A 26176-nucleotide genomic window follows, 5' to 3' on the forward strand; every position below is an offset into this window, starting at 1 on the left:
ACTTATCCCCATAATCCATTAAGAATCCGAAATAATAAAAACCTGAAAAAAGCGCCTTCACGGCGCTTTTTTTGGGTCGTTTTCTTTGAATTACCCAGTTTAGCGCTTATTCAACGTCTCTCGGGTTCCCCGAAGGGCGTCCTATCGCGTCTTACGTCTCACACAGCGTTTTTGAAGAGAAAGCCCTCTCCTGCCTGCAGGATAAACCCTTAAGCATTAGGCTTCTGAGAATAAGCCAATCAGGTCGGCACCTTCCAAGAGCTCCTCTCCACGCCCAGACAATACGCTTGCTGTTTGAGTACGTTGTCTTTCAGGCACGGGAGCATGCATTTCTGCGAAAGAAAAATTTTGGAGAAATGGCTAAGAAAAACCCGCTTCACCTTCCGATGAAGCGGGTTTTTCACACTTGATCTGAACAGAAGGTTCAAGCCGGGCTGCGATCCTGAACAGCCTCCAGTTCGGCACGAACCGACTGAAGTTCGCGGCTGATCTGGTCGTGCATGTCAACGTCGTTCGGACCGATTTCGGCCCAACGGCTTTCCAGATCCCGCAGACGGGCCTTCGCCTCGTCTATGGACAGCTCGCTCATGAGTTGCGCGGAGTCCGCCAGAATAGTGCAGTGATCTGCACCCATATCGGCGAATCCACCCGTCACGAAGTAACGGTCCACGATCTTGTCACCCTGATAAAGGGCCACAACGCCGCCCCGCAGCTGAAGCATCAGCGGTGCACGGTCCGGCATGGCTGCAATATCGCCTTCCATGCCCGGGACCACGGCCATGTCGACATCACGTTCGACAAGGCGCTTTTCCGGGCTGACGATCTCGATGCGAAGCGGCATCGGATCAGGCCTCCTGCTTCATCTTCTCGGCCTTCGCGATGGCCTCGTCGATATCACCGACCATGTAGAAAGCACCTTCCGGCAGGTGATCGTACTCGCCAGCCACGACAGCCTTGAAGGAACGGATCGTGTCTTCCAGCGAAACCAGCTTACCCGGGGCGCCCGTGAAGACTTCGGCCACGTGGAACGGCTGGGACAGGAAGCGCTGGATGCGACGAGCGCGACCAACGATCTTCTTGTCGTCTTCGGACAGTTCGTCCATGCCAAGGATGGCAATAATATCCTGCAGACCCTTGTAGGTTTGGAGGGTCTGCTGGACCTGACGGGCGACCTGATAGTGCTCTTCACCAACGATCTTCGGATCGAGCGAACGGGATGTCGAATCCAGCGGATCAACAGCCGGATAGATGCCCATTTCAGCGATCGAACGGTTCAGAACCGTCGTTGCATCAAGATGAGCGAAGGTCGCAGCCGGAGCCGGATCGGTCAGATCGTCAGCCGGGACATACACGGCCTGAACGGACGTAATCGAGCCCTTCTTCGTGGAGGTAATACGCTCCTGCAGGGCGCCCATCTCAGTGGCCAGCGTCGGCTGGTAACCCACTGCGGAGGGAATACGGCCCAGAAGGGCGGAAACTTCGGAACCGGCCTGCGTGAAGCGGAAGATGTTGTCCACGAAGAACAGGACGTCTTGGCCTTCTTCGTCGCGGAAGTATTCGGCAAGCGACAGACCCGTCAGAGCAACGCGCGAACGGGCTCCCGGCGGCTCGTTCATCTGGCCATAGACCAGCGCAACCTTGGAACCCTCGGTCGAGCCATCTTCGGCGATCTTGATGACGCCTGCGTCCTGCATTTCGAAATACAGGTCGTTACCCTCACGGGTACGCTCACCGACACCGGCGAAGACGGAGACGCCGCCATGGGCTTTCGCGATATTGTTGATGAGTTCCTGAATGATGACCGTCTTGCCGACGCCGGCGCCACCGAACAGACCGATCTTGCCACCCTTGAGGTACGGGCAGAGCAGATCGACGACCTTGATGCCGGTCACGAGGATCTCGGACGCAGCGGCCTGATCTTCGAAAGCCGGGGCCGGACGGTGGATCGGGAAACGCAGTTCGCTGCTGATCGGGCCACGCTCGTCGATGGGCTCACCAACGACGTTCAGGATACGACCGAGCGTTGCCGGGCCAACCGGCACCATGATCTGCGTGCCCGTGTCACGGACTTCAGCGCCACGGACCAGACCGTCGGTCGTATCCATGGCGATGCAGCGGACCTGACGCTCGCCGATTTCCTGCGCGACTTCCAGAACCAGCGTATGATCACCGTTCTGGACGTGCAGGGCGTTCAGGATGAAGGGAAGATCGCCTTCGAACTGCACGTCCACGACGGGACCGCGCACCTGCGTAACGCGGCCGACCACGTTGTTGGCAGCTCCGGCAGAAGGGGTAAGGGTTTCGGACATCGGATTCGTCTCCTGCGTGATCTCAAACGGCTTCTGCGCCGGAGATGATTTCGATCAGATCGTTGGTAATGTTGGCCTGACGCGTACGGTTGTACTTCTGCGACAGACGGTCGATGGCCTTGCTGGCGTTGCGGCTGGCATTGTCCATCGCGGTCATGCGCGCGCCCTGCTCGCCAGCAGCACTTTCCAGCAGGGCCGAGAAGATCTGGACCTGAAGGTTGCGCGGCAGAAGCTGCGTCAGAAGCGTCGTCTCGTCCGGCTCGAATTCGTACTGGGCCGTGTCGGCATCCAGAGCGGCATTGTCGTTCTCGGGAACCGCGAGCGGAACCAGCGGCGCCTGGACCGGAACCTGCGTCATGGCATTGAGGAAGCGGTTATAGACCAGCGTGCAGCGGTCGATGTCGCCAGCTTCCAGCAGGGTCACGATCCGGCCTCCGATGTCGGTAGCCTTGTCGAACCCGACATCCTTGCCTTCGGTTCCGGCCAGACGATCAACGATCATGTCCGGATAGTGACGCACGAGAATATCTGCCCCCTTGCGACCGACCGGCAGGATGCGAACCGTCTTGCCTTCCGATACCAGCGTATCGACCAGCTGACGGGCACTGCGGACGATATTGGCGTTGAAGCCGCCAGCAAGGCCACGGTCAGAGGTCAGCACCACCACGAGATGGGTCTGGTCCTTGCCCGTTCCCGCGAGAAGGCGCGGCAGGCTTGTCGCGTCCTCACCCCGGGTCGCCGTCGCCAGCTCTGCCATCATGCGACGCATAGCGTCGGCATAGGGGCGAGCCGCTTCGGCCTGCATCTGGGCGCGTCGCAGCTTGGAAGCTGCGACCATTTTCATCGCGTTCGTGATCTTGCGCGTCGATTTGACGCCCGTGATCCGTCCACGCAGTTCCTTCAGCGAAGCCATGGGCTATCCTCAGGCCGAAAAGCGCTTGCCGAATGCTTCGAGCAGCTCCTTGAGCTTGCCTTCCGTCTCCGGCTTGATCTGGCGGTCATTGCGAATGGCCGTCAGGATGTCAGAGCCCGCACCGCGCAGCTCGGACAGGAGAGCGGCTTCGTAGGCCACAACCTTGTCCACGGCGATCGGATCAACGTAGCCACGCGTACCGGCGTAAAGAACAACAACCTGCTCTTCGACCGGCAGCGGGGACGTCTCGGGCTGCTTCAGCAGCTCGACCAGACGGGCACCACGATCAAGCTGCTTGCGGGTTGCGGCGTCCAGGTCGGAAGCAAACTGCGAGAACGCAGCCATTTCACGATACTGTGCCAGCTCCAGCTTGATCTTGCCGGCAACCTGCTTCATCGCCTTGATCTGGGCTGCGGAACCCACGCGGGATACTGAGCCACCGACGTTCACGGCGGGACGGATGCCCTTGTAGAACAGGTCCGTCTCAAGGAAGATCTGACCGTCGGTGATGGAGATCACGTTGGTCGGGATGTAGGCAGCCGTATCGCCAGCCTGTGTCTCAATGACCGGCAGGGCCGTCAGGGAGCCGCCGCCATTGGCGTCGGACATCTTGGCCGCACGCTCCAGAAGACGGGAGTGCAGGTAGAACACGTCACCCGGGAACGCTTCACGTGCCGGTGGACGACGCAGCAGCAGGGACATCTGACGGTAAGCCACAGCCTGCTTGGACAGATCGTCGTAGCAGACGAGAGCGTGCATACCGTTGTCACGGAAGTACTCACCCATGGCGCAGGCCGTGTACGGTGCGAGATACTGCATCGGAGCCGCATCGGAGGCTGTAGCGGCGACAACGATGGAGTATTCCATCGCGCCATGCTCGGTCAGCGTGCGGACCAGGTTGGCCACCGTGGAACGCTTCTGGCCGATAGCGACGTAGATGCAGTACAGGGACTTCTTCGGATCACCTTCGGCATTGACCGGCTTCTGGGCGACAATGGTGTCGATCAGGATCGCGGTCTTGCCCGTCTGGCGATCGCCGATGATCAGTTCACGCTGGCCACGTCCGATGGGAACGAGAGCGTCAATGGCCTTGATGCCCGTCTGCATCGGCTCGCTGACCGACTGGCGCGGCATGATGCCCGGAGCTTTCACTTCGGCGCGGCGGTACTCAACGTCCGTCAGCGGGCCACGGCCGTCGATCGGGTTGCCCAGACCGTCAACCACACGTCCCAGCAGGCCCTTGCCGACCGGAACTTCAACCACGGACTTCGTACGCAGGACGGTGTCGCCCTCGCGGATACCGTCGCCATCGCCGAACAGAACCACACCGACATTGTCGGCTTCGAGGTTCAGGGCCATGCCCTTGAGGCCAGTTCCTTCGAACTCGACCATTTCACCGGCCATGACATTGTTCAGGCCGTAGACGCGGGCGATACCGTCGCCGATGGACAGGACCGTTCCCGTTTCGGAAACGGTCTCGACCTGGTCGAAAGACGCGATCTGCTGCTTGAGGATGTCCGAAATCTCGGCGGGACGGATATCCATCACGCGGCTCCCTTCATGGCGTTCTGCAGGCGGGTCAGGCGCCCGGCGATCGAAGTGTCAAAGAGTGTGGAACCGATCCGTACGGTCATGCCACCAAGGAGGGCAGCGTCCGTATGTTCGGTCATGGACACGCGGCTGTAACCGGCTTCGGCCAGTCGGGCCTGAAGCTGGCTGCGCTGCGTGTCGTTAAGAGGCTGTGCGGAGCGGACTTCGGCCACGACTTCGCCACGCAGGGCGGAATCAAGCGCCAGAACACCGTCCAGAATGGATGCGAGATCAGGCAGACGGCGGTTTTCGGCGATGACGCCGACGAACCGGCGCAGGACGTCTCCAAAGCCGAGCTTCGACATCAGGACATTCGAAACCGTCTGACCCTGGCGGATGTCCATCCGGGCGTCAGCCAGGAATTTCCGCAGGTCGTCGCTTTCGGAAATGGCGGTACGCAGCGCCTTCACTTCACCCAGAACATCGGGAAGATTTCCCTGCTCCGAAGCGAGATCATAAAGCGCACGGGCGTAGCGCTGGGCCAAGCCCCCTGTCTGTCCAACCTGCGGCACCTGTGTCACCGTCACACGCGTGTTCCGTCTCACTAAATCCGCCGCAGAGTGCGGCCGGAACCGGCTTATCCGGTCCCTTGCATCAAAACTGTCCGGACCGGGCATAGACGTCCCTGCGCAGGATTCGTCTGAAACCCGGTCCTCCACTTGGCGCCGCCTCTAGCACGCTGTCCCAGCCCTGCGCAACCAAGAGGATCGCAAATAGCCCCCTCAGACGGAAGGATCGTGACGCGGGTTTGCGTTTTATGATGCCGAACTGGCATGACGGGCGCTTCACAGCGGCTTTCCGGCAGATTTTCTTCTGCCTCGTCACACCCTCCCCAACAAAAAACATATGGAGATTCGATGTCTATCCAGAAGCGCCTTTTTCTCCTGCTCGGCGCCCTGTCCGTCCCCGTCCTGGGTCCAGTGGCTCATGCGACCCCCATCGAGGACAAACCCTCCTTCCCCACCATCTCCTATTGGGACAACTGGACCGATCCGCAGGGAACCACGCATCTGACCAAGTGCAAGATGTCGACCTTCCATGAAGATTCTCTCACGCCTGATGGCGACAAGATCATGCTCAGCAGCCCCCATGACGGACCGGCAACCGTGACCCTGCGCGTTCAGCCTCCGCACTGGAAGGGAGGATGGAGCGAAAGTCATCGGGTGCAGTGGATCGTGCCGCTTTCAGGGATCTATTTCGTCAAGGCCATGGACGGGACCAGCGTCGAGCTGAATCCGGGGGACATCCTGCTCAGCGAGGACGTGGCGCCGGTTGCTCACGGCTCGGACCCCAAAGGCCACTTGTCTGGAAATGTCGGTGATGCGGCTGTGGCGCTTCAGGTTCTCCAGTTCGGAGACGCAACACCATCGCATACGCCCTGCCAGTGGCAGTGAGGACAGAAACTGAATTTTCTGGAAATCTGGAGCGGGCGAAGGGAATCGAACCCTCCTAAGAAGCTTGGAAGGCTACTGCATTACCACTATGCTACGCCCGCTCGGATTGGGAGTGTCCTTACTCCATCTCCTGTCGAGCCCGCAAGAGGGGAAAATCCAAAATGGAAATTCCACAACAAAGATCTTCAGGGCACTTGACTTTCAGTCCTGAACATTCTCTTTTGCGACCACTGTCGCTGGCATGACGTTCACAAGACGCCTTGCACGACGATAGGGGTGTAGCTCAATTGGCTAGAGCGCCGGTCTCCAAAACCGGAGGTTGAGAGTTCGAGACCCTCCGCCCCTGCCACTCCTTCTCGCCGGATGTCCCCCCCGACACCGGGAGCGGGACTTTCACTTGATTCGAGGACGATGGTGTCGGTCAGTACCCCGAAAGACGAGTCGCGGAAAACAGCGCCTCAAAAGAACGGATCCGGCTTCAATCTGGTCGCTTACGTCCGTGACGTCCGCGCCGAAGCGAAGCGCGTCACGTGGCCGACCCGTCGCAACACCCTGATCACGTCAGGTGCCGTGCTGGTCATGGTCACCGTGACCTGCATCTTCTTCTTCATCGTGGACCAGCTGATCGGCCTTGGCGTCCGCGGACTTTTTGGCGTCGGAGGCTAGGTTCGCACCATGGCGAAGCGTTGGTATGTTGTTCACGTCTATTCCGGATTCGAGAAAAAGATCGCGAGTCACATTCAGGAACAGGCGGCACAGAAGGGCCTTTCGGACCATTTCGAACAGATCCTCGTCCCTTCCGAAGACGTGACGGAAATGCGCCGCGGCCGTAAGGTCAATGCGGAGCGCAAGTTCTTTCCTGGCTATGTCCTCGTCAAGATGGAACTGACGGACGAAGCCTGGCATCTCGTCAAGGACACCCCCAAGGTCACGGGCTTCCTCGGAACCCGCAACCGTCCGACCCCCATCACGGCAGCCGAAGCCGACCGGATCATGAAGCAGGCTCAGGAAGGCGTCGAGCGCCCCCGTTCCAGCCTGTCTTTCGAGATTGGCGAGCAGATCCGCGTGGCCGATGGTCCGTTTACGTCCTTCACCGGCATGATCGAAGACGTCGACGACGAGCGTCAGCGCCTCAAAGTCAGCGTGTCCATCTTCGGTCGCTCGACCCCTGTGGACCTCGACTTTACGCAGGTTGAAAAGCTCTAACGCTTTTCAACCTGTCGGTTCTTCCAACAAAAAAGGCTCCTATTTCGGGAGCCTTTTTTTGTTTGTGCCTTCTGTTGAGCCCCGTCAGTTCGTGACGGGGGGCGGAAGGAGACGCAGCTTTTCGGCGGCCTGATCGGCAATCGCGGCAACTCCCTGACTCAGGGCTGCGGTCAGCTTTGTCGTACTGGACGCCACCGCATCCTGCGATTGCCAGACGACAGGCGATGTCAGCACAGGACCAATCATCTTCCCTGCCGGATGAACTGACAGCGTGCCCGTCACGAGCGCATGTCCTGCCGAATCAGCTTCGAAATTACGAACGGTCAGTTCGACATAGGCTGACGGAGTCGTGCTCACCGCATCATTCTCGGCAAAAACAGTCGTGCCCGGCAGACGCTGGGCCAGATCACTTGTCAGCGTCTGACCGACCATATCCGAAAGCGGCTCGCTCCAGCTTGTACCGGTTGCGAGACGCGTCTGGTAATCCTCATTGGCTCTGACGATCGTGTCACGATCCAGCCGTGTGCTGACAACAGGCGTCCGGACCTCGACCACGACGGGACCACCGGCCTGCGCCACTCCCGGTACGGGTGCGAGCGTATAGAGCGTCGGGTCGCTGCTGCATGCTGCAAGAAGGCCGCTCATCCCCAGAGCACCCATCAGGGACAGGAAACGAAGGCGGGGCGTCGAAGACTGTGTCATGGCTCAGTTCCTGCGGCCGGTAATGAGAGCAGAGGGGTGGTGATCCAGATAATCCGTAAGGAAACGCAGGGACCGTGACATCTGGGTCAGCTGGACGATCATGCCCTGAAGGCTGCGGTGGAAATCCGTGTCGCCGCCATAAGACCCCAGAACCGATTGCGCGCTGTTCATTGTGGTCTGAAGGCTCTTCATCAGTTCCGGCAGGTTCTGGTTGGCGGTTTTCGTCAGTTTGTTCAGGTTCTGGAGCGAATCGCGCAAGGCCGCGAGGGACTGCGTGACTTCAGGACTGTTCAGACGACCATCCGCATGCGCCAGAAGATCGTTTACGTGCCCACCGATTTCGGTCAGCGGCATTGCTGCGATCTTGTCGGTAATGGTGGAGACGGATTCCATGATCCCGTCCATACCGCCTGCCTGACTGGGGAGAACGGCGACATCCCCTTCATAGGTCAGGGTAGTGACGGGCGCGCTCTTGACGAATTGCAGGGCGATCATCGATTCGCCAGTCAGGAAGCTGGCGCTCTGGACCGAGGCGCGCATCCCTTCGGCTACGAAAGCCTGAAGATATTTTTCCACAGGCGCATCCCTGCTGTTCTCAAGCCGCTCATCCCAGTTCGACAGCATGCGCTCGGGCTCAAGCTCCATATCCACGCGGACGCGGGGCAGCTTCGTCGGTCCCTGCAGGAGGAGTCGGACATCCGTCACCGTGCCGATCTGGAGACCAAACATCGTTACCTGACTGCCGTTCGTCAGACCTTTGACGGAAGAGTTGATATACGTCACGACCCGCAGACGCTTGTGATAACGGGCGTTATCGGCATCGGCTTCGCTGGCATAGAGCTTGAAGACGGAATTGGCGGGGGCAGTGGGCAGATCAATGGCAAGGCGTTGTTCCGGCAGACCAAAGGCAATGCCGCCAGAGAACAGAGCTTGAAGCGATTTGAGCTGGACCTTCAACCCGCCCGCACCAAGGCCCACCTGAACGCCCGAGACGTTCCAGAAACGGCTGTCCGTCCGCAGATAGTGGTCGTAGGGCGCTTTGACGAAGGCCTGAATGACGATTGGCCCTCTGCCACCCGGCGGCATCGTGTAGCCCAGCACTTCGCCCACCTGCAGATCGCGGAAGAAGACCGGCGACCCCGGACCAAGCGAGCCCAGTGAAGGAGACACCAGCCAGAACGTCTCACCCGGCTGGTCCGAGCGGACGCCGGGCGGTGATTCCAGTCCCTTGAAGAACTTCTGGTAGTGGCCATCATCCGTTCCAGGGTCCAGAGCAATATAGGCACCGGAGAACAGCGTATCGAGGCCGGTGATGCTGGCACCGTTGATCCGCGGACGCACGACCCAGAAACGGGTGTGATCGGTGAGGATATGGGCGCTGTTGGCATTCATCTGCACCGTCACGTCGACATGCTTCATGTCGTCGCTCAAGGTGATGTCCTGCACCGTGCCGAGTGTTACGGCCTTGTTCTTTACCTGCGTCTGGCCGGGTGTCAGGCCATCCGCCGTTTCAAACGTGATGGTGATTTCGGGGCCGCGCGTGGCAAAATGCTCCCACGCCAGCCATCCGGCGATGAGAATGGCCACCACGGGAATCAGCAGAATGAGAGAGAAGCGGGTGCGGCGCACCGGGGCTTCCTTGGGCGAGACCGGCTGCTCCCCCCGGTTGTTTCGGGAATCGCTCACGCGCGTTCAGGCTCCATGTCGTTTGGGTCAGAAGAAGGCAGTTGCGGAACGGACTCGGTCGGAGACTCTGTCTCAGGAGGCGTCCCATCCGCCAGAGGAGGGGCAACCACGCCGTTGAGACCGGCTGCATCCCACATACTGCGGGGATCGAAAAGCTCTGCTGCGAAAATGGTCAGAATCACGACCAGAGCAAAGCATACCATCCCCGGATCGGCCGTGACATTCGCCAGAAAGCCGAAATGCACAACAGCGACGAGGATAGAAATCATGAAAACATCGATCATCGACCAGCGACCGATGATGACGACAAGCCGATATAGCTTCGAGAGGTTGCGCAGATGCCAGCGGGAACGGAACCGGGTGCCGATGATCATGATGGTCAGGGCCACGATCTTGAGAACCGGCACAGTGATACTGGCAAAGAGCACCAGCAGGGAAAGCGGGATCATTCCCGCCTGCCACAACTCGATCACACCGCTGATGATGGTGCTGGGCGCGCCCTGCCCTACCTTTGTGTAAGTCATGACCGGCAGGATATTGGCGGGCAGGTAGAACACGATCCCCGCTACCAGCAGGCATGTACCAGAGATCAGGCTCTGCGGCTTGCGGCGGCGCAGGATCTGTCCGCAGCGGGGGCAGTCGCCCATGTCCTGCTCCTGCGGCACGGCGTGATCAAACGCCAGAACCAGATCGCAGGCATGGCAGGAGAGCATGTTTTCCACGGGCGGAATAACGCCGTTGCGGGCATCCAGATGCGCAACGTCCAGACGATGCCCGTGATGGCCTTCAACGGTGGGACGGATGTCCCGGCTGCGCCAGATCCGTTCGGCATCGAACGTCGAATCCACGGCGGCCATGCTCAGCATCAGCCCCCCCAGAAGATAGACGCCGGGCTGAAGAATGACGAGCGCGAGGTCAACGAGCTTGGTGTATGCCACGAGCACGCCAAGCACATAGACTTCCACCATCGACCAGCCGCGCAGGCGGTCGTACCAGGTGAGCAGACGCGGGGTCCAGTCCGGCATCTGCGGGCGGGAGGCTCCATACAGGATGGCCGCCATCAGGGCGATAATGACCCCGGGCATGATCACCGTCACAAGGGCGACGAGCACGCCGATCATACCATAGCCCTGATGTCCGAGTTCGATCGGCCCACTCATGAGGGAAACGGTATTTTCCCGCCCATAAACATTCAGCGTCATGAGAGGGCTGATGAGAAGAGCGGCATAGAGTGCGGCGGAGGTGAGGCAGAAAGCAGCCGGAGCGCCGATCAGGGACGTCTTGCGGCGGCGGGCAAGCTGACAGCCACAGCGCAGGCACTCCGCCAGATGGCCGGGCTTGAGACGCGGGACATGCTGAAAAAGGCCGCAGGTCGGGCATTCGCGCAGCCCCTCCACCGCGTGGATGGAGGCGTGAGGCTCCTGACTGCGGGAGAAGCTGACGGCGTTACGCCACAGCCGTTTATGGAAACGGTCAGACATCGGGCTCCTAACCTAGCGCAGGGAGCCGTCTTTTGACAGTCTGCCCTCCTCCGGGCAGTCCTCTGCATCGGGATATCGACACTCACCGTAGTCCCATTACAGGCATATTGCCCAGAGGACGCGGATTTTATCGGCAATGTTTTGAAAAAATGTGAAGATCCGGACCATGAGGCCGCACCGTGTCCGACAGACAGGACACGGAACATCATAGTCGGATTTTAAGAAGACCTTGATGGTGCCGGTGAAGAGATTCGAACTCCCGACCCCATCATTACGAATGACGTGCTCTACCAGCTGAGCTACACCGGCGCACCCATCAAGGTGGGCGCGTTCTAACCGAGCCCTTGAGGGTTGGCAAGCCGGAAAATGCAAAAACCGGCCCGCATCTTCAGTAACCCCGTCCTGTGTCGATAACGCCGGTCATGGACTCGCCCGCTTCGTAGCGTCGCAGATTGGCCAGAACGACCTCGGCCGCGCTGTCCGACTGCGCGGCGCTGGCGATATGCGGGGTCAGGAAAATACGCGGATGATCCCAGAACGGATGTTCGGGCGGCAGCGGTTCGGGCGTGGCGACATCGAGAACCGCCTGTGACAGCTGTCCGCTATCGAGCGCTGGGATCAGATCGTCCTGTACCAGATGACCACCGCGTCCGCAGTTGATGACGCACGCGCCTTTCGGCAGTTTTTCAAAAAGGTCGCGGTTGAGGATGCCGCGCGTGGCCTCCGTCAGCGGGACAAGGCAGACCAGAATGTCGGTCTGCGCCAGAAAATCGTCCAGCTCCGCCTCTCCCGCAAAAGATGTCACGCCCGCGACCTCCCGGCGGCTGCGGCTCCAGCCCCGGCATTCGTATCCGAAAGAGACGAGCTTCTCCAGAACCGGGCTCCCCAGTTCTCCCATCCCCATGACGCCCACGCGACAGAGCTTCGCAGGACGGTTGTGCGAACCGTTCCAGACATGCTCGCGCTGCTGGCGCGCGTAGCGGAACATGTCCCGATGGAAGGAAAACACCGCCCACAAAACATATTCGATCATGCCCTCAACCAGACTGTTCTCCACCATGCGGATGATCTGCACGCCGGGGGGAATATTGGCCAGATTGAGCTGATCGATCCCCGCGCCCAGCGAGAACAGAACTTCCAGATTGGGAAAAAGCGTGCCGAGATCGTCCGGCGTCTGCCAGGCCGCAAGATAGCGGACATCTTCTTTCGGGCCGGTTTCAGGCCAGACATGAAACGGGATATCCGGCCGGGCACGAGCGAATTTCTCTCGCCAGACTGCGGCACGTTCGGGCGTATGATGAAAGACGAGCGACATTCTGCATGTTCTCCGGGCGGCAATGAAGTTCGGAGATGCTCGCGCCATGAGGGCTTCGGATCAAGCCCGCACTCCTGCCCTTACACCTGTTTGTGTAGGGACAAAGCGCCGCGGAACGCGTGTCGGGTTCGGACGTAGAGGAGGCTGGATCTCATGCAGGAGGGCAGGATCATGCCTCGTGGGGACAAGTCAGCCTATACCGACAAACAGAAGCGCAAAGCGGAGCATATCGAGGAGAGCTACGAAAAGCGCGGCATCTCCGAAAAGGAAGCGGAGCGCCGCGCCTGGGCCACGGTCAACAAGGAAGACGGTGGCGGGAAGAAAAGTGGTTCAGGCCGGAAGAACCATCCGAAATAGAGCTTCCGGATAGAGTCCCCGGCCCGAAAACTGCTCAGACCGCGTCCCAGGCAGCACGGGCAGCATCCACGCCCGCACCACGATTCAGCGTCACGCCTTCGCCAGCCAGAACGGAATCGAACGCGGCCAGCGTAAGGAGCACCTTGTCCTTGCGGGCGTTGAGACCCATGGCCCCGATGCGCCAGATCTTCCCGGTCAGCGGTCCAAAGGACGAGACGATCTCGATCCCGAAATCGTCTCGCATCAGTTCGCGGATGCGGGCATTGTCCACGCCGTCCGGCACCCAGACGCCGGTGACATTGCTCATGCGGGTGGTATCGTCGCCATAGACCTTCAGCCCCATGGCCCGCAGCCCGGCAACCATGGCGCGCCCTGCCCTGACATGGCGCGCAACACGGGCCTCCACGCCCTCTTCCACGACCAGACGTGCCGTCTCGCGCGCGGCGTAGAGCATGGAGGTCGCTTCGGTATGATGGTTCATCCGGGCCGGAGACCAGTAGTTCATCAGCATCGCCAGATCGAAATAATTCGATTGGATGACCGGACCACTCCCCTGTTCCTGACCGGTGGCGATCCCGGCTTCGTCATGGCGGCGCTTGAGAATGGCGGCAACGGCACGGTCCGAAAGCGTGATCGGCGCGGAACCCGGAGGGCCATTCAGGCATTTCTGAAGTCCTGCCGTGGCGACGTCGATGTTCCAGGCGTCGGTCTCGAACGTCATGCCGCCGAGGGTCGCGGTGGCATCCACATAGAACAGCACGTCATGCTTGCGGCAAATCCGGCCGATCTCTTCGAGCGGCTGGGCAGTCGTGGTAGACGTATCACCATGGACGCAGGCCACCAGACCCGGCTTGTGTTCGATGATGGCGGCTTCGATGCGGGCTGGGTCAACGACCTCCCCCCATTCCACATCCACCGTACACGGGATACCGCCGCAGCGATGGACGATTTCCGTCAACAGCAGGCCAAAGCGGCCAAAACGCGGAATGACGACCTTCATGCCCGGCGAGACCAGCGATACCAGAGCGGCTTCAATAGCCGACCGGGCCGAGCCGTTCACGAGCAGCGTCCAGTGGTTCTTCGTGCGGAAGACCTCGCGGTACAGGGCCATGACCTCGTCCATATAGGCGGTCATTTCCGGGTCCATCTGCCCGATCACGTCATAGGACATGGCGCGCAGGATGCGCGGATGGACGTTGGTCGGCCCCGCCCCCATCAGCAGGCGGGACGGCGGGTCGAGCTGTGCGAAAGTTGAGGGCTGGCTCATGACTGGAATTCCTTGACGAAGGCAAGCAGGGCGCGGTGGGCGAGCGCGACGTCTCCCACACGAACGGTTTCATCGGGGTGATGGCTGAGGCCGCCGGGGCTGCGGATGAACAACATCCCCATCGGGCACAGACCGACCATGGCCATGGCATCATGCCCCGCACCACTGAGAACGCGCTGGGCCGGCCGGCCGGTCACGGTCGTCACGGCCCGGGACAGGCGCTCCACCAGTTCGGGCGCGCAGGCAGCGGCAGGGAGGACCTGCGGCGTGTCGAACGTGATGCCGATGCCCCGGCTGGCGGCGATGGCATGCAGATCCGCGCGAATGGCGTCCACCATCGCATCCCGAGCGGCGTCGGTTTCAGCCCGCATATCGAGCGAGAAGCGAACTTCGCCCGGAATAACGTTCGAGGTATTGGGCACGACCTCAACCTGCCCGACCGTAGCGACCTGCGTGGCTCCTCCGGACCGGCCATGACGTTCAACAGCGAGAATCATTTCGGCCACCGCCGTCAGGGCGTCCCGACGCATGGTCATGGGCGTCGTACCCGCATGATCGGACTGGCCGGTGACGGTCACCCGGTGGCGGGTCTGGGCGGCAATGGCGGTGACGACGCCGATTTCTCCGTCCACGCTTTCGATCGCCGGGCCCTGTTCGATATGAGGCTCAATATAAGCGATCAGCTCGTCCCGGCGACGGGCGGCTTCGGTCAGGCGGGAGGGGTCGAGACCATAGCGGATCATGGCTTCAGCCATGGTCACGCCGGACGCATCCGTCATATCTTCGGGGATGGATTCGATCAGCCCGGCCATGGCGCGGGAGCAGATCATAGGAGCCGCAAAACGCGAACCCTCTTCATCCCCGAACCCCATGACTTCGATCGCGAATGGCAGACGGACACCCTCTTCGTTCAGGGCGGAGACAAGCTCGATCCCCAACATGACGCCCAGATTGCCATCAAACGCACCGCCATTGCGGACGGTATCAAGATGCGAACCGATCATCAGGGCCGGAGCGCCAGGCACAAGACCCTCGTAACGGCCAACAAGGCTCCCGGCGGCATCCAGACGGGTGCTGAGACCAGCCTCTTCCATCCATTCTGCGACCTGTGTGAGGGTGCGCTGATAGGCAGGGCCAAGCCAGAATCGGAACAGACTGCCCGGCGTCTCGCTGAAGGGACCATCCGCGAGAATACGGCACCGCTCGACGGCGCGGGCTCCGTGGGCTGTCATGAGGGCTCCTGTCCGGGGTGATGGGTCAAGCGGGGGAACTTTGCGCTCATAACGGAATCAGATCAAGTTGACCTGCCAATAAATATGGTCCCACATATTGGCATGAAAGATCAGATGCATCTCGATCCGTTCCATCTGCAATCCTTTCTCGCCGTCGCGGAGACACTGCATTTCACGTCAGCCGCGCAGAGCCAGGGGGTGAGCCAGTCCACCATCAGCCAGCATGTCAGCCGGCTGGAGGAGCAGCTTGGCACGCGCCTGCTAGCCCGCAGCACCAAAAGCGTGCGTCTGACCGCAGACGGCATGGCACTGATCGGTCTGGCCCGACAGCTTCTACAGTGCGAGGACAGCATCCTGTCCCGCTTCCGACAGGACGCGCCGCGCGGGACGATCCGGCTGGGTGTGACGGAAGACCTGCTCCTGACGCGCTTTCCCGAAATTCTCGGCACCTTCCGCGCCTCCCACCCCTCCCTTCAGATCACGCTGACCGTGGGGCTGTCGGCGCATCTGGCAAACCTGCTGGAACAGGGGGAACTGGATGTCTGGTGCGGGATGCGGCGCACAAGCGAGACGCGCGGCCAGAAACTCTGGACCGAAGACATGCGCTGGTACGCGCCCGCAGGCACGGAATTTCCAGCAGAACAATCCATTCCGCTCGTCACATTCCCCGATGGCAGCGTAACGCGCAGACTGGCGATCGAGACGCTCAACAAGAGCGGAAGAGCGTGGCATCTGGCCTTTACCAGCGGGAGTCTCGGAGCGCTTCTAGCCGCCGTCCGGGCGGGATATGGCGTGACCCCGCAGCCCGCGTTTCTGCGAAATGTGGAGCATCTGCCGCATTGCGCGCCGGGCCTTCTGCCGGACATGCCGCAGGTAGAGTTCATCGCCTCCACCCGTCATCAGACCGCGCAGGGCCCCGAAGACCTGCTGATCCGGACGCTGTGCGCGCATGTCCCGCGCCTTCAACCCGAACTCCTTCATCTTTAAGGACAAGACCATGCTCACACCCAACGCTCTTGGCGGAATGGTGACGTCGCCGCACCATCTGGCCAGTCAGGCGGGGCTGGATGTCCTGCGCGAAGGCGGTACGGCCATTGAGGCCGTCGTCGCCACGGCATCCACGCTGGCCGTGGTGTATCCGCACATGACGGGGCTGGGCGGCGATGCATTCTGGCTGATCTGCCATCCGGACGGCCGCACCGTGGCCATCGACGCCTGCGGGGCGCTGGCGATGGGCGCCGAACATACGATCTATACCGAAGCCGGGCACACCGTCATTCCCTGGCGCGGCGGCCTTGCGGCCAATACGGTTGCGGGTACAGTCTCGGGCTGGGAAACCGCGCTGGAACTGAGCGCCGAACTGCGCGATCCCCTGCCGCTGGACCGGCTGCTGCGCGACGCCATCCATTACGCCGAACATGGCCGCGTGGTTTCCGAAAGCGAAGGCGCCCTGCTCGCGCAGAAACAGCACGAACTGATGTCGGACCCGACACTGGCGCGGATCTGCTTTCCCGAAGGCAAACCCTGGACAGCGGGAAGCATCCGCAAATCGCCGGAACTGGCCCAGACGCTGCGGATGCTCAACCGGGACGGCTTGCGGAGCTTCTATAACGGCCCGCTCGCCCGCAGCCTGGCAGCGGATCTGGCGGCGGCGGGCAGCCCGGTTCGGTCGCTGGACCTGCTGGCGCATCGCGCGGAAGTCAAGGAACCGCTTCAGGCCCAGACGAGCGATGGCACCCTCTACAACACCGCGCCTCCCACACAGGGCGTGGCATCGCTTCTGATCCTTGCGCTCTCGGATCATCTGAGCCGCGACGACGGGCCGGAGAGCTTTTCGCACATCCACGGGCTGGTCGAGGCGACCAAACAGGCGTTTCTCTATCGCAACAGTCACACGGATGGCAGCGAGCATTCCGAAGCGCTGGCGCGGAGCCTTCTTGCCGATCCGGCACGGCTGGAGGCGATGACAGCCCGGATGTCCATGACCCATGCCATGCCCTGGACGGAACAGACGCAGTGGGGCGACACGACCTGGATGGGCGCGATCGACCGCAATGGCGTGGCCGTCAGCATGATCCAGAGCCTGTATTTCGAGTTCGGCTCCGGCGTGATGCTGCCACAGAGCGGACTGTTCTGGCAGAACCGAGGCTCGTCCTTCCGTCTGGCCCATTCGGGCTGGAACATCCTGCGCCCCGGCGCAAAGCCCTTTCATACGCTCAACCCGGCCGCAGCCCGACTCCGCGACGGACGGACCATGGTTTACGGCACCATGGGTGGCGAAGGGCAGCCCCAGACACAGGCCGCAGTCTTCAGCCGCCACGTCCGCCACGGCGTTCCGCTTCAGGAGGCCATCCGTCGTCCGCGCTGGCTGCTGGGACGAACATGGGGGGAAGAGAGCCTGTCGCTCAAGGTGGAGCCGGGCTTCAGCCCAGATGTGATGTCGCAGCTTGAAACGGCAGGGCATGTCGTCGAAGCGCTTGAAGAACAGTCCATCATCATGGGCCATGCCGGTGCATTAGTCCGTCACGAGAACGGACGGCTCGAAGGCGCAACTGACCCCCGGAGCGACGGAGCCGTCGCAGCATGGTGAAGTCTTTTGCGGAAAGCCTGTTCGCGCAGGTCGTTCTGGCGACCGTTCTGGGGCTGGGTGCGGGGCTGTTCTGTCCTTCCCTCGCGGATGACGTGGGCTGGATGACAGCGCTGTTCATGCGCCTCATCATCATGGCGGTCGGGCCGCTACTGTTCTGCATCGTAACACTCGGCATTCTGGGTGCGGGCTCCCTGAAGACAGTGGGGCGTCTTGGCGGATGCGCGATGCTCTATTTCGAACTCATGACCACAGTGGCGCTTGTCGTGGCGGTCATGGTGGCAGTGGGGTTGGGAATAGGACAGGGCGTAGGCTTCGTCCCCACAGCGAGCGATGCCCGAATGATCGCCTCCTATGGCGGCCATGCACAGAATCTTCGTGCGGAAGGCTTTAGCGGCTTCCTGCTCTCATTCGTCCCCCACACCCCGGCCGATGCGTTTGCGCAGGGCAACGTGCTCCAGATCCTGGTCTTTGCAATTCTTGTCGGATGCTGCCTGAGCGGCATGGGAGAGGGGGGCCTGCCGCTGGTCCGACTGATCGAAAGCGTGTCCGACCTGTTTTCACGCATGATGGGCCTTATCATCCGCGTGGCTCCGCTGGGCGTCTTCGGAGCAATGGTGACGACGACGGCACGATATGGCCTCGGAACAATCGGCCATCTGGCCGGATTTACAGTCCTGTACTTCCTGCTGGTCGGCGCATTTGTCGTCTGCGCATTAGGCGGGGGCCTTCGGCTCGCAGGCGTAAACCCGCTGCGATTTGCACGGTATTTCCGTGAAGAACTGCTGATCGTCGCCACCACCACGGCCTCCGATGCGGTTCTGCCCAGCCTCATGACCAAGCTCGAAAAGCTGGGCGTCGAGCGGCAGGTCGTCGGAATCGTGGTGCCTGCGGGCTATTCGCTCAATCTGGATGCACTGTCGATCTATCTGGGGCTGGCCATCATTTTTCTGGCCAATGCGACCGGGACGCATCTGACGTTCTGGCAGATCACAACCCTGCTGGTAACCGCTCTGATCACGTCCAAAGGCGCGCACGGCATTCCGGGTTTTGCGATCGTCGTTCTGGCGGCAACGCTGGCAAGCGTTCCCTCCATTCCACCCGGCAGCCTCGTGATGCTTCTGGCCGTGGACTGGTTCGTGGGAATCGCCCGGGCTATCGGCAATTTCGCCGGTAACTGCGTGGCCCCGGTCCTGATCGCTGCGTGGGAAAAGCGCCTCGACCACGCAAGAATGGCCGAGGCGCTGAAACAGCCCTGAGTCAGATCAGACGGGCTTCGGCCAGCCCGTCCGCTTCCAGCTTTTCCGCCAGCGCGAAAAGCTGGTCTTCCCGCCCCGGACGCGCGATGAACTGCGCGCCGAGCGGCAGGCCCGGAACCTTCATCGGAACCGTCAGAACCGGGAACCCAGCCAGCGTCAGCGGCTGCGTATACAGCCCCAGATTGGCGCGGGCGGAGACCATCCTGCCCCCGATCTCGATTTCAGGCTGATCGAAGCGCGGCGCTTCCCCGACAAGCGCCGGGGCCAGCAGGATGTCGGTCTTTGCGAACGCCTCATGCATCTGGTCCCGAAACCAGTGCCGCAGACGATGGGCCTGAAAGACGAGCGTGGATGGCAGAAGCGCACCGGCCAACAGGCGGTCACGCACGGCGGGATCGTATTCCGCAGCCCGTGTCCGCAAGCGGGTAAGATGCTGCCCCGCCCCTTCGGACGCACTGATAACAAAAGCCGCCGCCCGCGCCCGCGCCACCTCCGGCAGTTCAACCACATCCGTCGCCCCCAGCCCCATCGAGAGTTTGTCGATGGCCGTCTGCATCGGGGGAGACATGTTTTCACCGAACCAGCCGCCAAGCCGGGCAATCCGCAGGCTGCCTGCCTCCACAGCCGGAAGCGCCTTGGCGCTGAGAGCCTCAAAACAGGCCTTCAGCCCACCTGCACTGTCCGCAAACGGCCCGACCGTATCGAGACTCGGCACGAACGGATAACTGCCCTCGGTCGACAGGAGCCCCTGCGTCGCGCGCAGCCCCCAGATACCGCAGAGCGAGGACGGAACGCGGATCGAGCCATTCGTATCGGACCCCAGCCCGATGGAAAACAGCCGCGCCGCCACACCCGCCGCCGACCCGCCTGAGGAGCCTCCCGCCAGGCGGTCCGGCGCATGCGGATTGCGGGTATTGCCGTAATGCGCATTGATCGTGGCGAATCCGTAGGCGAATTCGTCCATGTTCGTCAGGGCAACGGGGATGGCCCCGGCTGCGATCATATGCGCGACCAGAACCGCATCCTGCGTGGCGGGCGGATCATTGGCGAGAACCTTGGACCCCGCCGTCGTAATCTCTCCGCGGACATCGAACAGATCCTTGATACCGAAAGGCACACCCGCGAGCGGTCCGGGGTCCTGCCCCTGAAGCACCAGACGGTCCACCCGTTCAGCCGCTTCCAGCGCACGCTGCATCAGAAGGCGCGTGACGCAGCCATAGGCTCCGTCCCGGCTTTCGATATCGGCCAGAACCTTCACCGCGAGTTCACGAGCAGAAATTTCGCCCTTGCGAACGCTGGCGGCGAGCGCAACGGTGCGCAGTTGAAGGCCGCTCATGGCTCGTACCGGAATGCAGGTTCGAGGCGATCAGGCAGTTCCAGCCCTTCGATCAGCGCACCATAATTGCGCAGAAGATCCAGATTGCTCCGCACGCCTGCATGGAACTCGACCGGAATGACCAGTCCGTTCGCAGTGGCGAGCACCGTGATTTCAGTGTCATGGGGATCTGTCATCATACGAACTCCGGTTTTGCGAAGAAAATGGTCTTTGTCGATTGTATTACGGGCTTTCAGAGTGTGATGCGATAACGCCAGTCATTGAGAACCGTTACCAGCGTCTCGCTCCACGGAATGCGCGCGGACCAGTCCAGTGCCTCACGCGCCGCCGCCGGATTACCCTGCATGACCGCAAGACCAGACGGCGAGGCAAGGGCCGGATCCACCCTGAGCGTGGCCGAAACACCCGCAACGTCCAGAAGGTCCTCCGCCATCGAACGGACGGTCCGCGTCACGCCTGAACAGATATTCAGAACGATGCCATTGGGCAGCGGACGAGGCGGAACGAGCGCACTGATATAGGCGTCGCAGGCATCACGCACATCGGTAACGTCAAATCCGGCATCTAGTTGGCCAACGGTAATGACCGGAGCCTGCTGGCCAGCCTCGATCCGCGCAACCTGTGCCGCAAGAAGTGGCAGAATCGCCGCTTCATCCTGCGCCGTTCCGGCCTGCGTGAAGGAGCGCAGGCGCACGCCGTGCAATCCCTCCTGACTCAGATTGCCAATCGCCAGATCCGCCGCCGCCTTGCTGGACGCATAGGCATTGACCGGCGCAATAACGGCTGTTTCATCGAGCGGCTGCCCTGACGAGAAACTCGCGCCATAGATCTCGGCCGTTGAGACGAACACAAAACTGGCCTGTGGGGCATAAGCCTCAAAAGTCTCGGCGAGAATGAGCGTTCCATCCAGATTGACAGTCCATGCGTCCTCAGCCTCGGCGCGCGCCACCGAAGAGACGGCCGCCAGATGCAGACAGGCATCGGGCTTTTCACTACGGACAAAACGTTCGACCGCAGCCCGATCCCGAATATCCATCGGATCTTCCAGCAGCACATGCCCGGGCAGTCGGTCCAGAAGCCGGGCTTTGAGGTGCTGCCCAACAAATCCCTGCCCACCCGTCAGCAGAATCCGCAACCCCATGTCAGGAGCCATAAGCGAACGAACGGCCCGCAACAGAAAAGACAGAAACAGTCGGCATGGGGCGTTCTCCCGGCAGAATGGCCCAGACTGACCAAATGCCATCCCAGACCGGACTCTTTTCGGTCACATCCGCGAACAGGGCAAGGGAAAGTAAGCGACGCAATGGTTGATCAGTCACGTTCAACGCGCCTTTTAAACGCGCAAGAATGCGGGTGTCTTAACAGGTTTTTTACCGCTATCGTGTTTGCTTGAGACCCTACGGAACTGACGGATCTCAACTTCTCCATGCGGCACCTTTTTCGACATTCTGTGCGTACTCTGGGGCTGCTTGGCCTTTTGCCGGTCCTGTCAGCCTGCAATTCCCTCGCCCAGATGTCCGAAATCGGACGGCCACCCCGTATGACATCCATCACAAATCCGACGCTTGCCGCCTCCTACCGTCCGGTCAGCATGCCGATGCCCCCTCTTCAGCCGCCTCCTGACGAAGCGGCCAGCCTGTGGCGCTCCGGAAGCAAAGCCTTCTTCAAGGATCAGCGGGCCTCTCAGGTCGGGGATCTCGTCACGATCATCGTGGACATCACCGACAACGCCGCCTTCAACAACGGAACGACGGCTGACAGAGCCGCTGACGAAAAGTTCGGCATTCCCAACCTTTTCGGCATCAAGGGCAAGATCATCAGTTCGATTACCGGTGCAAACAGCCTGAATACGGCCAGTAGCAGCGATTCCAGCGCGACTGGGAAAATCACCCGCAACGAAACTGTTACCCTGCGTCTGGCCGGAACCATCACTCAGGTCCTGCCCAACGGCAATTTTGTCGTGATGGGAAAACAGGAAGTCCGGGTCAACAGCGAGCTACGCGAGCTGGGCGTGAGCGGCATTGTCCGCCCTCAGGACATCACGGCGGACAACACCGTCACGCATGACCGGATGGCCGAAGCACGGATCTCCTACGGTGGACGCGGAACCCTCACGCAGCTTCAGACACCACGTTACGGGCAGCAGTTCATGGACACGGTCCTGCCGTTCTGAACACAAAAAAGCCGGGGAGAGCCCCGGCTTTTTTGTGAGTCGAAAGACTGTCTTACTTCGCAGGACGCGAGAGCAGCAGCGACCAGAGTTCTGCCACGTCACGAGCCGCTCCGTTTCCAGAAACAGCCTCAAACGTTTTGATGGCTTCGGCCTTCTGGCCACCATCCATCTGCGCCATACCGTATTCAACCTGAGCCAGATCGGGGTAACGCGGATTCTTCCCCAGACCCGTCTTCATCAGGGCCAGACCGGCATCAACCTGCCCATTCAGAACCTGATTGTAGCCAGCAGTCAGAGCCGGTCCTGCATTTGGCGCAGAGGCCGCCTGCGTCACAGCAGCAGCAAGCTGGCTCCGGTTCGTGGCAGCCTGCTGGGCAACGAACGCATGGAACTTCGCATCAGCAGCGGCGGTAGGGCCGTTACCAAGCGAGTGATTCGCATAACCCTGATTGAGCAGGTTCAGCGCAAGCTGGGGCAGGCCCATCTGCACTGCACGCTCGGCCATGTCCTGATAATCGGACGGATCCTTCAGCACACCCGTCGCCAGACGCAGGCGCTCGACATAGAAAATGAGCGGCGGCGAGAGGTTCGGATTCGCCACCAGATCATGGATCAGCATCGACCAGTAATCAGGCTTCGAATAATACTTGGCTAGAAGAACATAGGCATGCGTCTTGGCGTCCGCATCCTTCAGGTTCGTATAGGCCGTGGCCAGCATCTGAAGCTGATTTTCGGCCGGAACCTTGCCGGCCTTGATCGTGGCGTCCACCTGCTCCTGCGCGGCCTTGGCCGTGCCTTTCCAGTCCTGCTGCAGATAGTAGCACTGGATCAGCATGGTCTGCATGCGCGGGTCGGCGCCATATTCCTTCAGATAGCGCTCGGTCGCCGGAATGGCGCGAGCGTACTGCTTGGCGCTGTAGGCCATGGTGGCCTGTGCCATCAGCATCTGACCCTTCGCGGCCTTCGGCGTACGCGAACTGTTGATCAGAACGTCATAGGCCTTGATTGCGGCGTCCGTGTTGCCGGACTGTGCGGCAATCGCGGCGCGCATCTGGGCCGTGGTGTAGGTTTCGTAATCGGTCTTGCCCTTGACCGCGTCTGCGGCATCGACGGCTTCCATGGCCTTGGCATAATTTTTGGATGCCAAAGCACTCTGGGCCTGCTGCAGATCCTTGCCAACAGCCTGACCGAGAACGTCATCGGCATGGGCGGAGCCAGCAAACGCGGCGATACCAAAGACACCGGCCAGCAGAAGATTACGGGCGCTCAGACGGCGGTAAAGGGACAAAGACACGAATTACTGTCCTTCCATGAACTGATCCAGACCAACAATTCCAAGCTTGGTCATACCAAGACGCTGTGCGTCTGCCATAACATGGGCCACGGTCTTGTAGTCCGCAAGACGATCCGGGTGGATATGCATTTCAGGCTGGTCCGGCATTGCGGCAGCGGCCTGAAAATGAGCCTGAAGAGACGCCTCGGACGTAATTGGCTCGTTGTTCCAGGAAATGCTGTTGTCGTAGCCGATGCTGACGGTCACGAGTTTGGGTTGTTCGGTCGATGGGGGAGGATTGCCCTGAGGCAGATCGATCGCCACCGAGTGTGTCTGAAGCGGAATGGTGATGATCAGCATGATCAGCAGCACCAGCATCACGTCGATCAACGGCGTGGTGTTGATATCGACAATGCCTTCGTCTTCGTGCGTGCTGTCAGATCCGACGCTCATGCCCATGACGGCGGTTCTCCAAAAAGGTGACGTGAAAGCTTTGTCGGGCCGCCCTGTCCGGAACGACCCGACACGACCTCAGTTCGAGTGAGGCTGCTCGGTAATGAAGTCCACGTGGGCGATACCAGCTTCCTGGCAGGTCGCGACCACCTGGCCGACTGCCAGATACTTGGCAGCCTGATCACCGCGGATCTGGATCTGCGGCTGGGGCTTCTGCTTTGCCACCTCGACGAGACGGTTCAGCAGGTCAGTGTGGTTCGCAACCGGCGTCGTGTCCCAGAACACCTGGCCGTTTGAATTCACTGCCAGAACGATGTTGCCCTTCCTGGTCTGGGTGGGCGTATTCGCATCGACCGGCAGCTTGACCTTCACCGAGTGTGTGGCAACCGGGATGGTGATCAGAAAGATGATCAGCAGCACCAGCATGACGTCGACGAGGGGGGTGGTGTTGATTGCCGACACCACCTCGTCGTCACCGCCGCCTCCTCCGACGTTCATTCCCATAGGATCAGATCCGCTCGCTGGTGGTGATGGTGGTCGGAACAGCCATGCTGCCCTGTTCCGGGCTGACGCCGTGACGGAAACCGCCGATCAGGACGGACTGGATGTCGGCCGCGAAGTTGCGAACGCGATCCATGGCACCCTTGTTGCGACGAACGAGCAGGTTGTAACCCAACACGGCCGGAACAGCGGTGGCAAGACCGATGGCCGTCATGATGAGGGACTCACCAACCGGGCCTGCAACCTTGTCGATGGACGCCTGACCGGAGATGCCGATGGCCGTCAGGGCGTGATAGATACCCCAGACCGTACCGAAGAGACCGACGAACGGCGACGTGGAACCCACCGTACCGAGGAAGGCGAGGCCGCCCTGCATACGGGTGTTGATGGTGTCGACCGAGCGCGAGATGGACATTTCGGTCCAGGACGGCAGGTCGATCGAGTCACGCATGGAGCCTTCGTGGTGCTCGGCGGCAACGATGCCCGTTTCTGCGATGTAGCGGAACGGAGAAGACGCCTTCAGAGCAGCAGCACCCTGCTGAACGGACGGCTTGGTCCAGAACTCGCGTGCAGCTTCCTTGGAGGCAGCAAACAGACGGCCCTGCTCCAGGAATTTCATGACCATGATGATCCAGGTACCAGCGGACATGATCACCATGATGATCAGAACGCCACGGGCAATCGCATCGCCATTGGCCCACAGAGCGCCGAGGCCATACGGGTTACCCTGCGGAGCAGGAGCTTCCGGCGTCGCAGTTACGCTCTCGCCCGGCGTTGCAGCCGCTGCGGGAGACTGGTCGGCCGGAGCCGCTGCCGGAGCGGCACTGTCAGCAGGCGCAGCAGGTGCACCCGCATCATTCGGAGCAGCTGCCCCAGGAGCACCAGCCGGATCGGCGGACGTTGCCGGGGGTGCCGGGTTGGTAGAGGGGTCAACCGGAGCGGCTGCAGGAGCGCTCTGGTCGGCAGGAGCCGGCTGGGCGAAAGCGACGGCCGGTGCAACTGCACCGGAAGCCAGGGCCAGCGTCAGAGCCAGCGCGCTGGCCCGGACGGCACGCGCCTTCGTCGGAACGGCAAGGGCAGGAAGGCGGAACAGTCTGGTCATGAACTCCATATCCTCGTTATCGATGCCCGTTTCCGGAGCT

At 61.1% G+C, this 26176-nt stretch carries 26 protein-coding genes and 3 tRNA genes; 9 read left to right on the plus strand and 20 right to left on the minus strand.

Features of this window, described 5'->3' with window-relative positions:
- Positions 1-424: 424 nt before the first annotated feature.
- Genes atpC through atpH form a run of 5 tightly spaced genes read right to left on the minus strand, consistent with a single transcriptional unit; the run spans position 425 to position 5339 of the window.
- Entirely contained in the window at positions 425-841 is a 417-nt protein-coding gene (gene atpC, locus JK208_RS10710; protein WP_211576164.1) for an ATP synthase F1 subunit epsilon, read from the minus strand.
- A 4-nt stretch (positions 842-845) separates the two neighbouring features.
- A complete protein-coding gene (atpD, locus tag JK208_RS10715) occupies positions 846-2309 on the minus strand; it encodes a F0F1 ATP synthase subunit beta (RefSeq protein WP_099286092.1) in 1464 nt (487 codons plus the stop codon).
- Positions 2310-2331: 22 nt separating this feature from the next.
- Complete coding sequence (locus JK208_RS10720; protein WP_146861057.1) at positions 2332-3222, minus strand: F0F1 ATP synthase subunit gamma; 891 nt, start codon at positions 3220-3222, stop codon at positions 2332-2334.
- Positions 3223-3231: 9 nt separating this feature from the next.
- Entirely contained in the window at positions 3232-4767 is a 1536-nt protein-coding gene (atpA, locus tag JK208_RS10725; RefSeq protein ID WP_062028188.1) for a F0F1 ATP synthase subunit alpha, read from the minus strand.
- Positions 4767-5339, minus strand: coding sequence for an ATP synthase F1 subunit delta (atpH, locus tag JK208_RS10730; RefSeq protein ID WP_086648570.1), 573 nt, complete (start codon positions 5337-5339; stop codon positions 4767-4769). Before atpH ends, atpA begins: the two co-directional genes overlap by 1 nt.
- 330 nt (positions 5340-5669) lie before the next feature.
- Here atpH and JK208_RS10735 point away from each other — a divergent pair, with 330 nt between their 5' ends.
- Positions 5670-6206, plus strand: coding sequence for a hypothetical protein (locus JK208_RS10735; RefSeq protein WP_194262819.1), 537 nt, complete (start codon positions 5670-5672; stop codon positions 6204-6206).
- A 27-nt stretch (positions 6207-6233) separates the two neighbouring features.
- On the opposite strand, the gene JK208_RS10740 is transcribed toward JK208_RS10735, so the two are convergent.
- Positions 6234-6307, minus strand: a tRNA-Gly gene (locus tag JK208_RS10740).
- A 171-nt stretch (positions 6308-6478) separates the two neighbouring features.
- Between JK208_RS10740 and JK208_RS10745 the strand changes: the two genes are divergently transcribed.
- The 3 genes from JK208_RS10745 (at position 6479) to nusG (ending at position 7412) form a co-directional block, all read left to right on the plus strand.
- Positions 6479-6555: transfer RNA gene (locus JK208_RS10745), tRNA-Trp, on the plus strand.
- 62 nt (positions 6556-6617) lie between these two features.
- Positions 6618-6872: a preprotein translocase subunit SecE gene (gene secE / locus JK208_RS10750; RefSeq protein ID WP_208611655.1), complete on the plus strand. Its 255-nt coding sequence runs from the start codon at positions 6618-6620 to the stop codon at positions 6870-6872.
- A 9-nt stretch (positions 6873-6881) separates the two neighbouring features.
- Positions 6882-7412 (plus strand): transcription termination/antitermination protein NusG, encoded by a 531-nt coding sequence (gene nusG, locus JK208_RS10755; protein WP_062028195.1) that lies wholly within the window; start codon positions 6882-6884, stop codon positions 7410-7412.
- An 84-nt stretch (positions 7413-7496) separates the two neighbouring features.
- Here the strand turns inward: nusG and JK208_RS10760 are convergent, their stop codons facing one another.
- The 5 genes from JK208_RS10760 to JK208_RS10780 all read right to left on the minus strand — a co-directional run bounded on the left by JK208_RS10760 (position 7497) and on the right by JK208_RS10780 (position 12596).
- Positions 7497-8114 (minus strand): membrane integrity-associated transporter subunit PqiC, encoded by a 618-nt coding sequence (locus JK208_RS10760; RefSeq protein ID WP_211576166.1) that lies wholly within the window; start codon positions 8112-8114, stop codon positions 7497-7499.
- 3 nt (positions 8115-8117) lie between these two features.
- The gene (locus JK208_RS10765) at positions 8118-9800 is read right to left on the minus strand and encodes an MlaD family protein (RefSeq protein ID WP_194262817.1); all 1683 of its coding nucleotides are present in this window, start codon (positions 9798-9800) and stop codon (positions 8118-8120) included.
- Positions 9797-11281 carry a paraquat-inducible protein A gene (locus JK208_RS10770; protein ID WP_194262816.1) on the minus strand — a complete coding sequence of 495 codons (1485 nt, stop codon included), beginning with the start codon at positions 11279-11281 and terminating at the stop codon, positions 9797-9799. The genes JK208_RS10765 and JK208_RS10770 overlap by 4 nt, the downstream gene beginning before the upstream one ends.
- Positions 11282-11514: 233 nt before the next feature.
- Positions 11515-11590, minus strand: a tRNA-Thr gene (locus JK208_RS10775).
- Positions 11591-11669: 79 nt separating this feature from the next.
- Complete coding sequence (locus JK208_RS10780; protein ID WP_211576167.1) at positions 11670-12596, minus strand: glyoxylate/hydroxypyruvate reductase A; 927 nt, start codon at positions 12594-12596, stop codon at positions 11670-11672.
- 171 nt (positions 12597-12767) lie between these two features.
- Between JK208_RS10780 and JK208_RS10785 the strand changes: the two genes are divergently transcribed.
- On the plus strand, positions 12768-12953 hold the full coding sequence (locus tag JK208_RS10785; protein WP_194262814.1) for a hypothetical protein: 186 nt from the start codon (positions 12768-12770) through the stop codon (positions 12951-12953).
- 34 nt (positions 12954-12987) lie between these two features.
- On the opposite strand, the gene JK208_RS10790 is transcribed toward JK208_RS10785, so the two are convergent.
- Positions 12988-14220 (minus strand): alanine--glyoxylate aminotransferase family protein, encoded by a 1233-nt coding sequence (locus JK208_RS10790; protein WP_211576169.1) that lies wholly within the window; start codon positions 14218-14220, stop codon positions 12988-12990.
- On the minus strand, positions 14217-15452 hold the full coding sequence (locus tag JK208_RS10795) for an allantoate amidohydrolase (protein WP_211576171.1): 1236 nt from the start codon (positions 15450-15452) through the stop codon (positions 14217-14219). The genes JK208_RS10790 and JK208_RS10795 overlap by 4 nt, the downstream gene beginning before the upstream one ends.
- Before the next feature lie 102 nt (positions 15453-15554).
- On the opposite strand from JK208_RS10795, the gene JK208_RS10800 reads away from it, so the two are divergent.
- Genes JK208_RS10800 through JK208_RS10810 form a run of 3 tightly spaced genes read left to right on the plus strand, consistent with a single transcriptional unit; the run spans position 15555 to position 19298 of the window.
- Entirely contained in the window at positions 15555-16439 is an 885-nt protein-coding gene (locus JK208_RS10800) for a LysR family transcriptional regulator (RefSeq protein WP_211576172.1), read from the plus strand.
- Positions 16440-16476: 37 nt separating this feature from the next.
- Positions 16477-18042 (plus strand): gamma-glutamyltransferase family protein, encoded by a 1566-nt coding sequence (locus tag JK208_RS10805; RefSeq protein ID WP_283092427.1) that lies wholly within the window; start codon positions 16477-16479, stop codon positions 18040-18042.
- Positions 18036-19298 (plus strand): cation:dicarboxylate symporter family transporter, encoded by a 1263-nt coding sequence (locus tag JK208_RS10810; RefSeq protein ID WP_211576173.1) that lies wholly within the window; start codon positions 18036-18038, stop codon positions 19296-19298. The genes JK208_RS10805 and JK208_RS10810 overlap by 7 nt, the downstream gene beginning before the upstream one ends.
- Position 19299: 1 nt before the next feature.
- Here the strand turns inward: JK208_RS10810 and JK208_RS10815 are convergent, their stop codons facing one another.
- The 3 genes from JK208_RS10815 to JK208_RS10825 are packed head-to-tail and all read right to left on the minus strand — an operon-like array spanning position 19300 to position 21775.
- The gene (locus JK208_RS10815; RefSeq protein ID WP_211576175.1) at positions 19300-20634 is read right to left on the minus strand and encodes an AtzE family amidohydrolase; all 1335 of its coding nucleotides are present in this window, start codon (positions 20632-20634) and stop codon (positions 19300-19302) included.
- Entirely contained in the window at positions 20631-20813 is a 183-nt protein-coding gene (locus JK208_RS10820; RefSeq protein WP_235993473.1) for a DUF4089 domain-containing protein, read from the minus strand. The genes JK208_RS10815 and JK208_RS10820 overlap by 4 nt, the downstream gene beginning before the upstream one ends.
- Before the next feature lie 53 nt (positions 20814-20866).
- A complete protein-coding gene (locus tag JK208_RS10825) occupies positions 20867-21775 on the minus strand; it encodes a GDP-mannose 4,6-dehydratase (protein ID WP_249202107.1) in 909 nt (302 codons plus the stop codon).
- A 285-nt stretch (positions 21776-22060) separates the two neighbouring features.
- Here JK208_RS10825 and flgH point away from each other — a divergent pair, with 285 nt between their 5' ends.
- On the plus strand, positions 22061-22807 hold the full coding sequence (gene flgH / locus JK208_RS10830) for a flagellar basal body L-ring protein FlgH (RefSeq protein WP_211576176.1): 747 nt from the start codon (positions 22061-22063) through the stop codon (positions 22805-22807).
- Positions 22808-22859: 52 nt separating this feature from the next.
- Here flgH and JK208_RS10835 read toward each other — a convergent pair whose 3' ends face one another.
- The 4 genes from JK208_RS10835 to JK208_RS10850 all read right to left on the minus strand — a co-directional run bounded on the left by JK208_RS10835 (position 22860) and on the right by JK208_RS10850 (position 26136).
- Positions 22860-24101, minus strand: coding sequence for a lipopolysaccharide assembly protein LapB (locus JK208_RS10835; RefSeq protein ID WP_194262807.1), 1242 nt, complete (start codon positions 24099-24101; stop codon positions 22860-22862).
- Positions 24102-24104: 3 nt separating this feature from the next.
- Complete coding sequence (locus JK208_RS10840; RefSeq protein ID WP_099286074.1) at positions 24105-24539, minus strand: biopolymer transporter ExbD; 435 nt, start codon at positions 24537-24539, stop codon at positions 24105-24107.
- A 72-nt stretch (positions 24540-24611) separates the two neighbouring features.
- A complete protein-coding gene (locus JK208_RS10845; RefSeq protein ID WP_062028222.1) occupies positions 24612-25037 on the minus strand; it encodes a biopolymer transporter ExbD in 426 nt (141 codons plus the stop codon).
- A 4-nt stretch (positions 25038-25041) separates the two neighbouring features.
- Positions 25042-26136, minus strand: coding sequence for a MotA/TolQ/ExbB proton channel family protein (locus JK208_RS10850; protein ID WP_211576178.1), 1095 nt, complete (start codon positions 26134-26136; stop codon positions 25042-25044).
- Positions 26137-26176: the final 40 nt, after the last annotated feature.

This window comes from Gluconobacter sp. Dm-74 (assembly GCF_018256135.1).
Classification (GTDB): domain Bacteria; phylum Pseudomonadota; class Alphaproteobacteria; order Acetobacterales; family Acetobacteraceae; genus Gluconobacter; species Gluconobacter cadivus.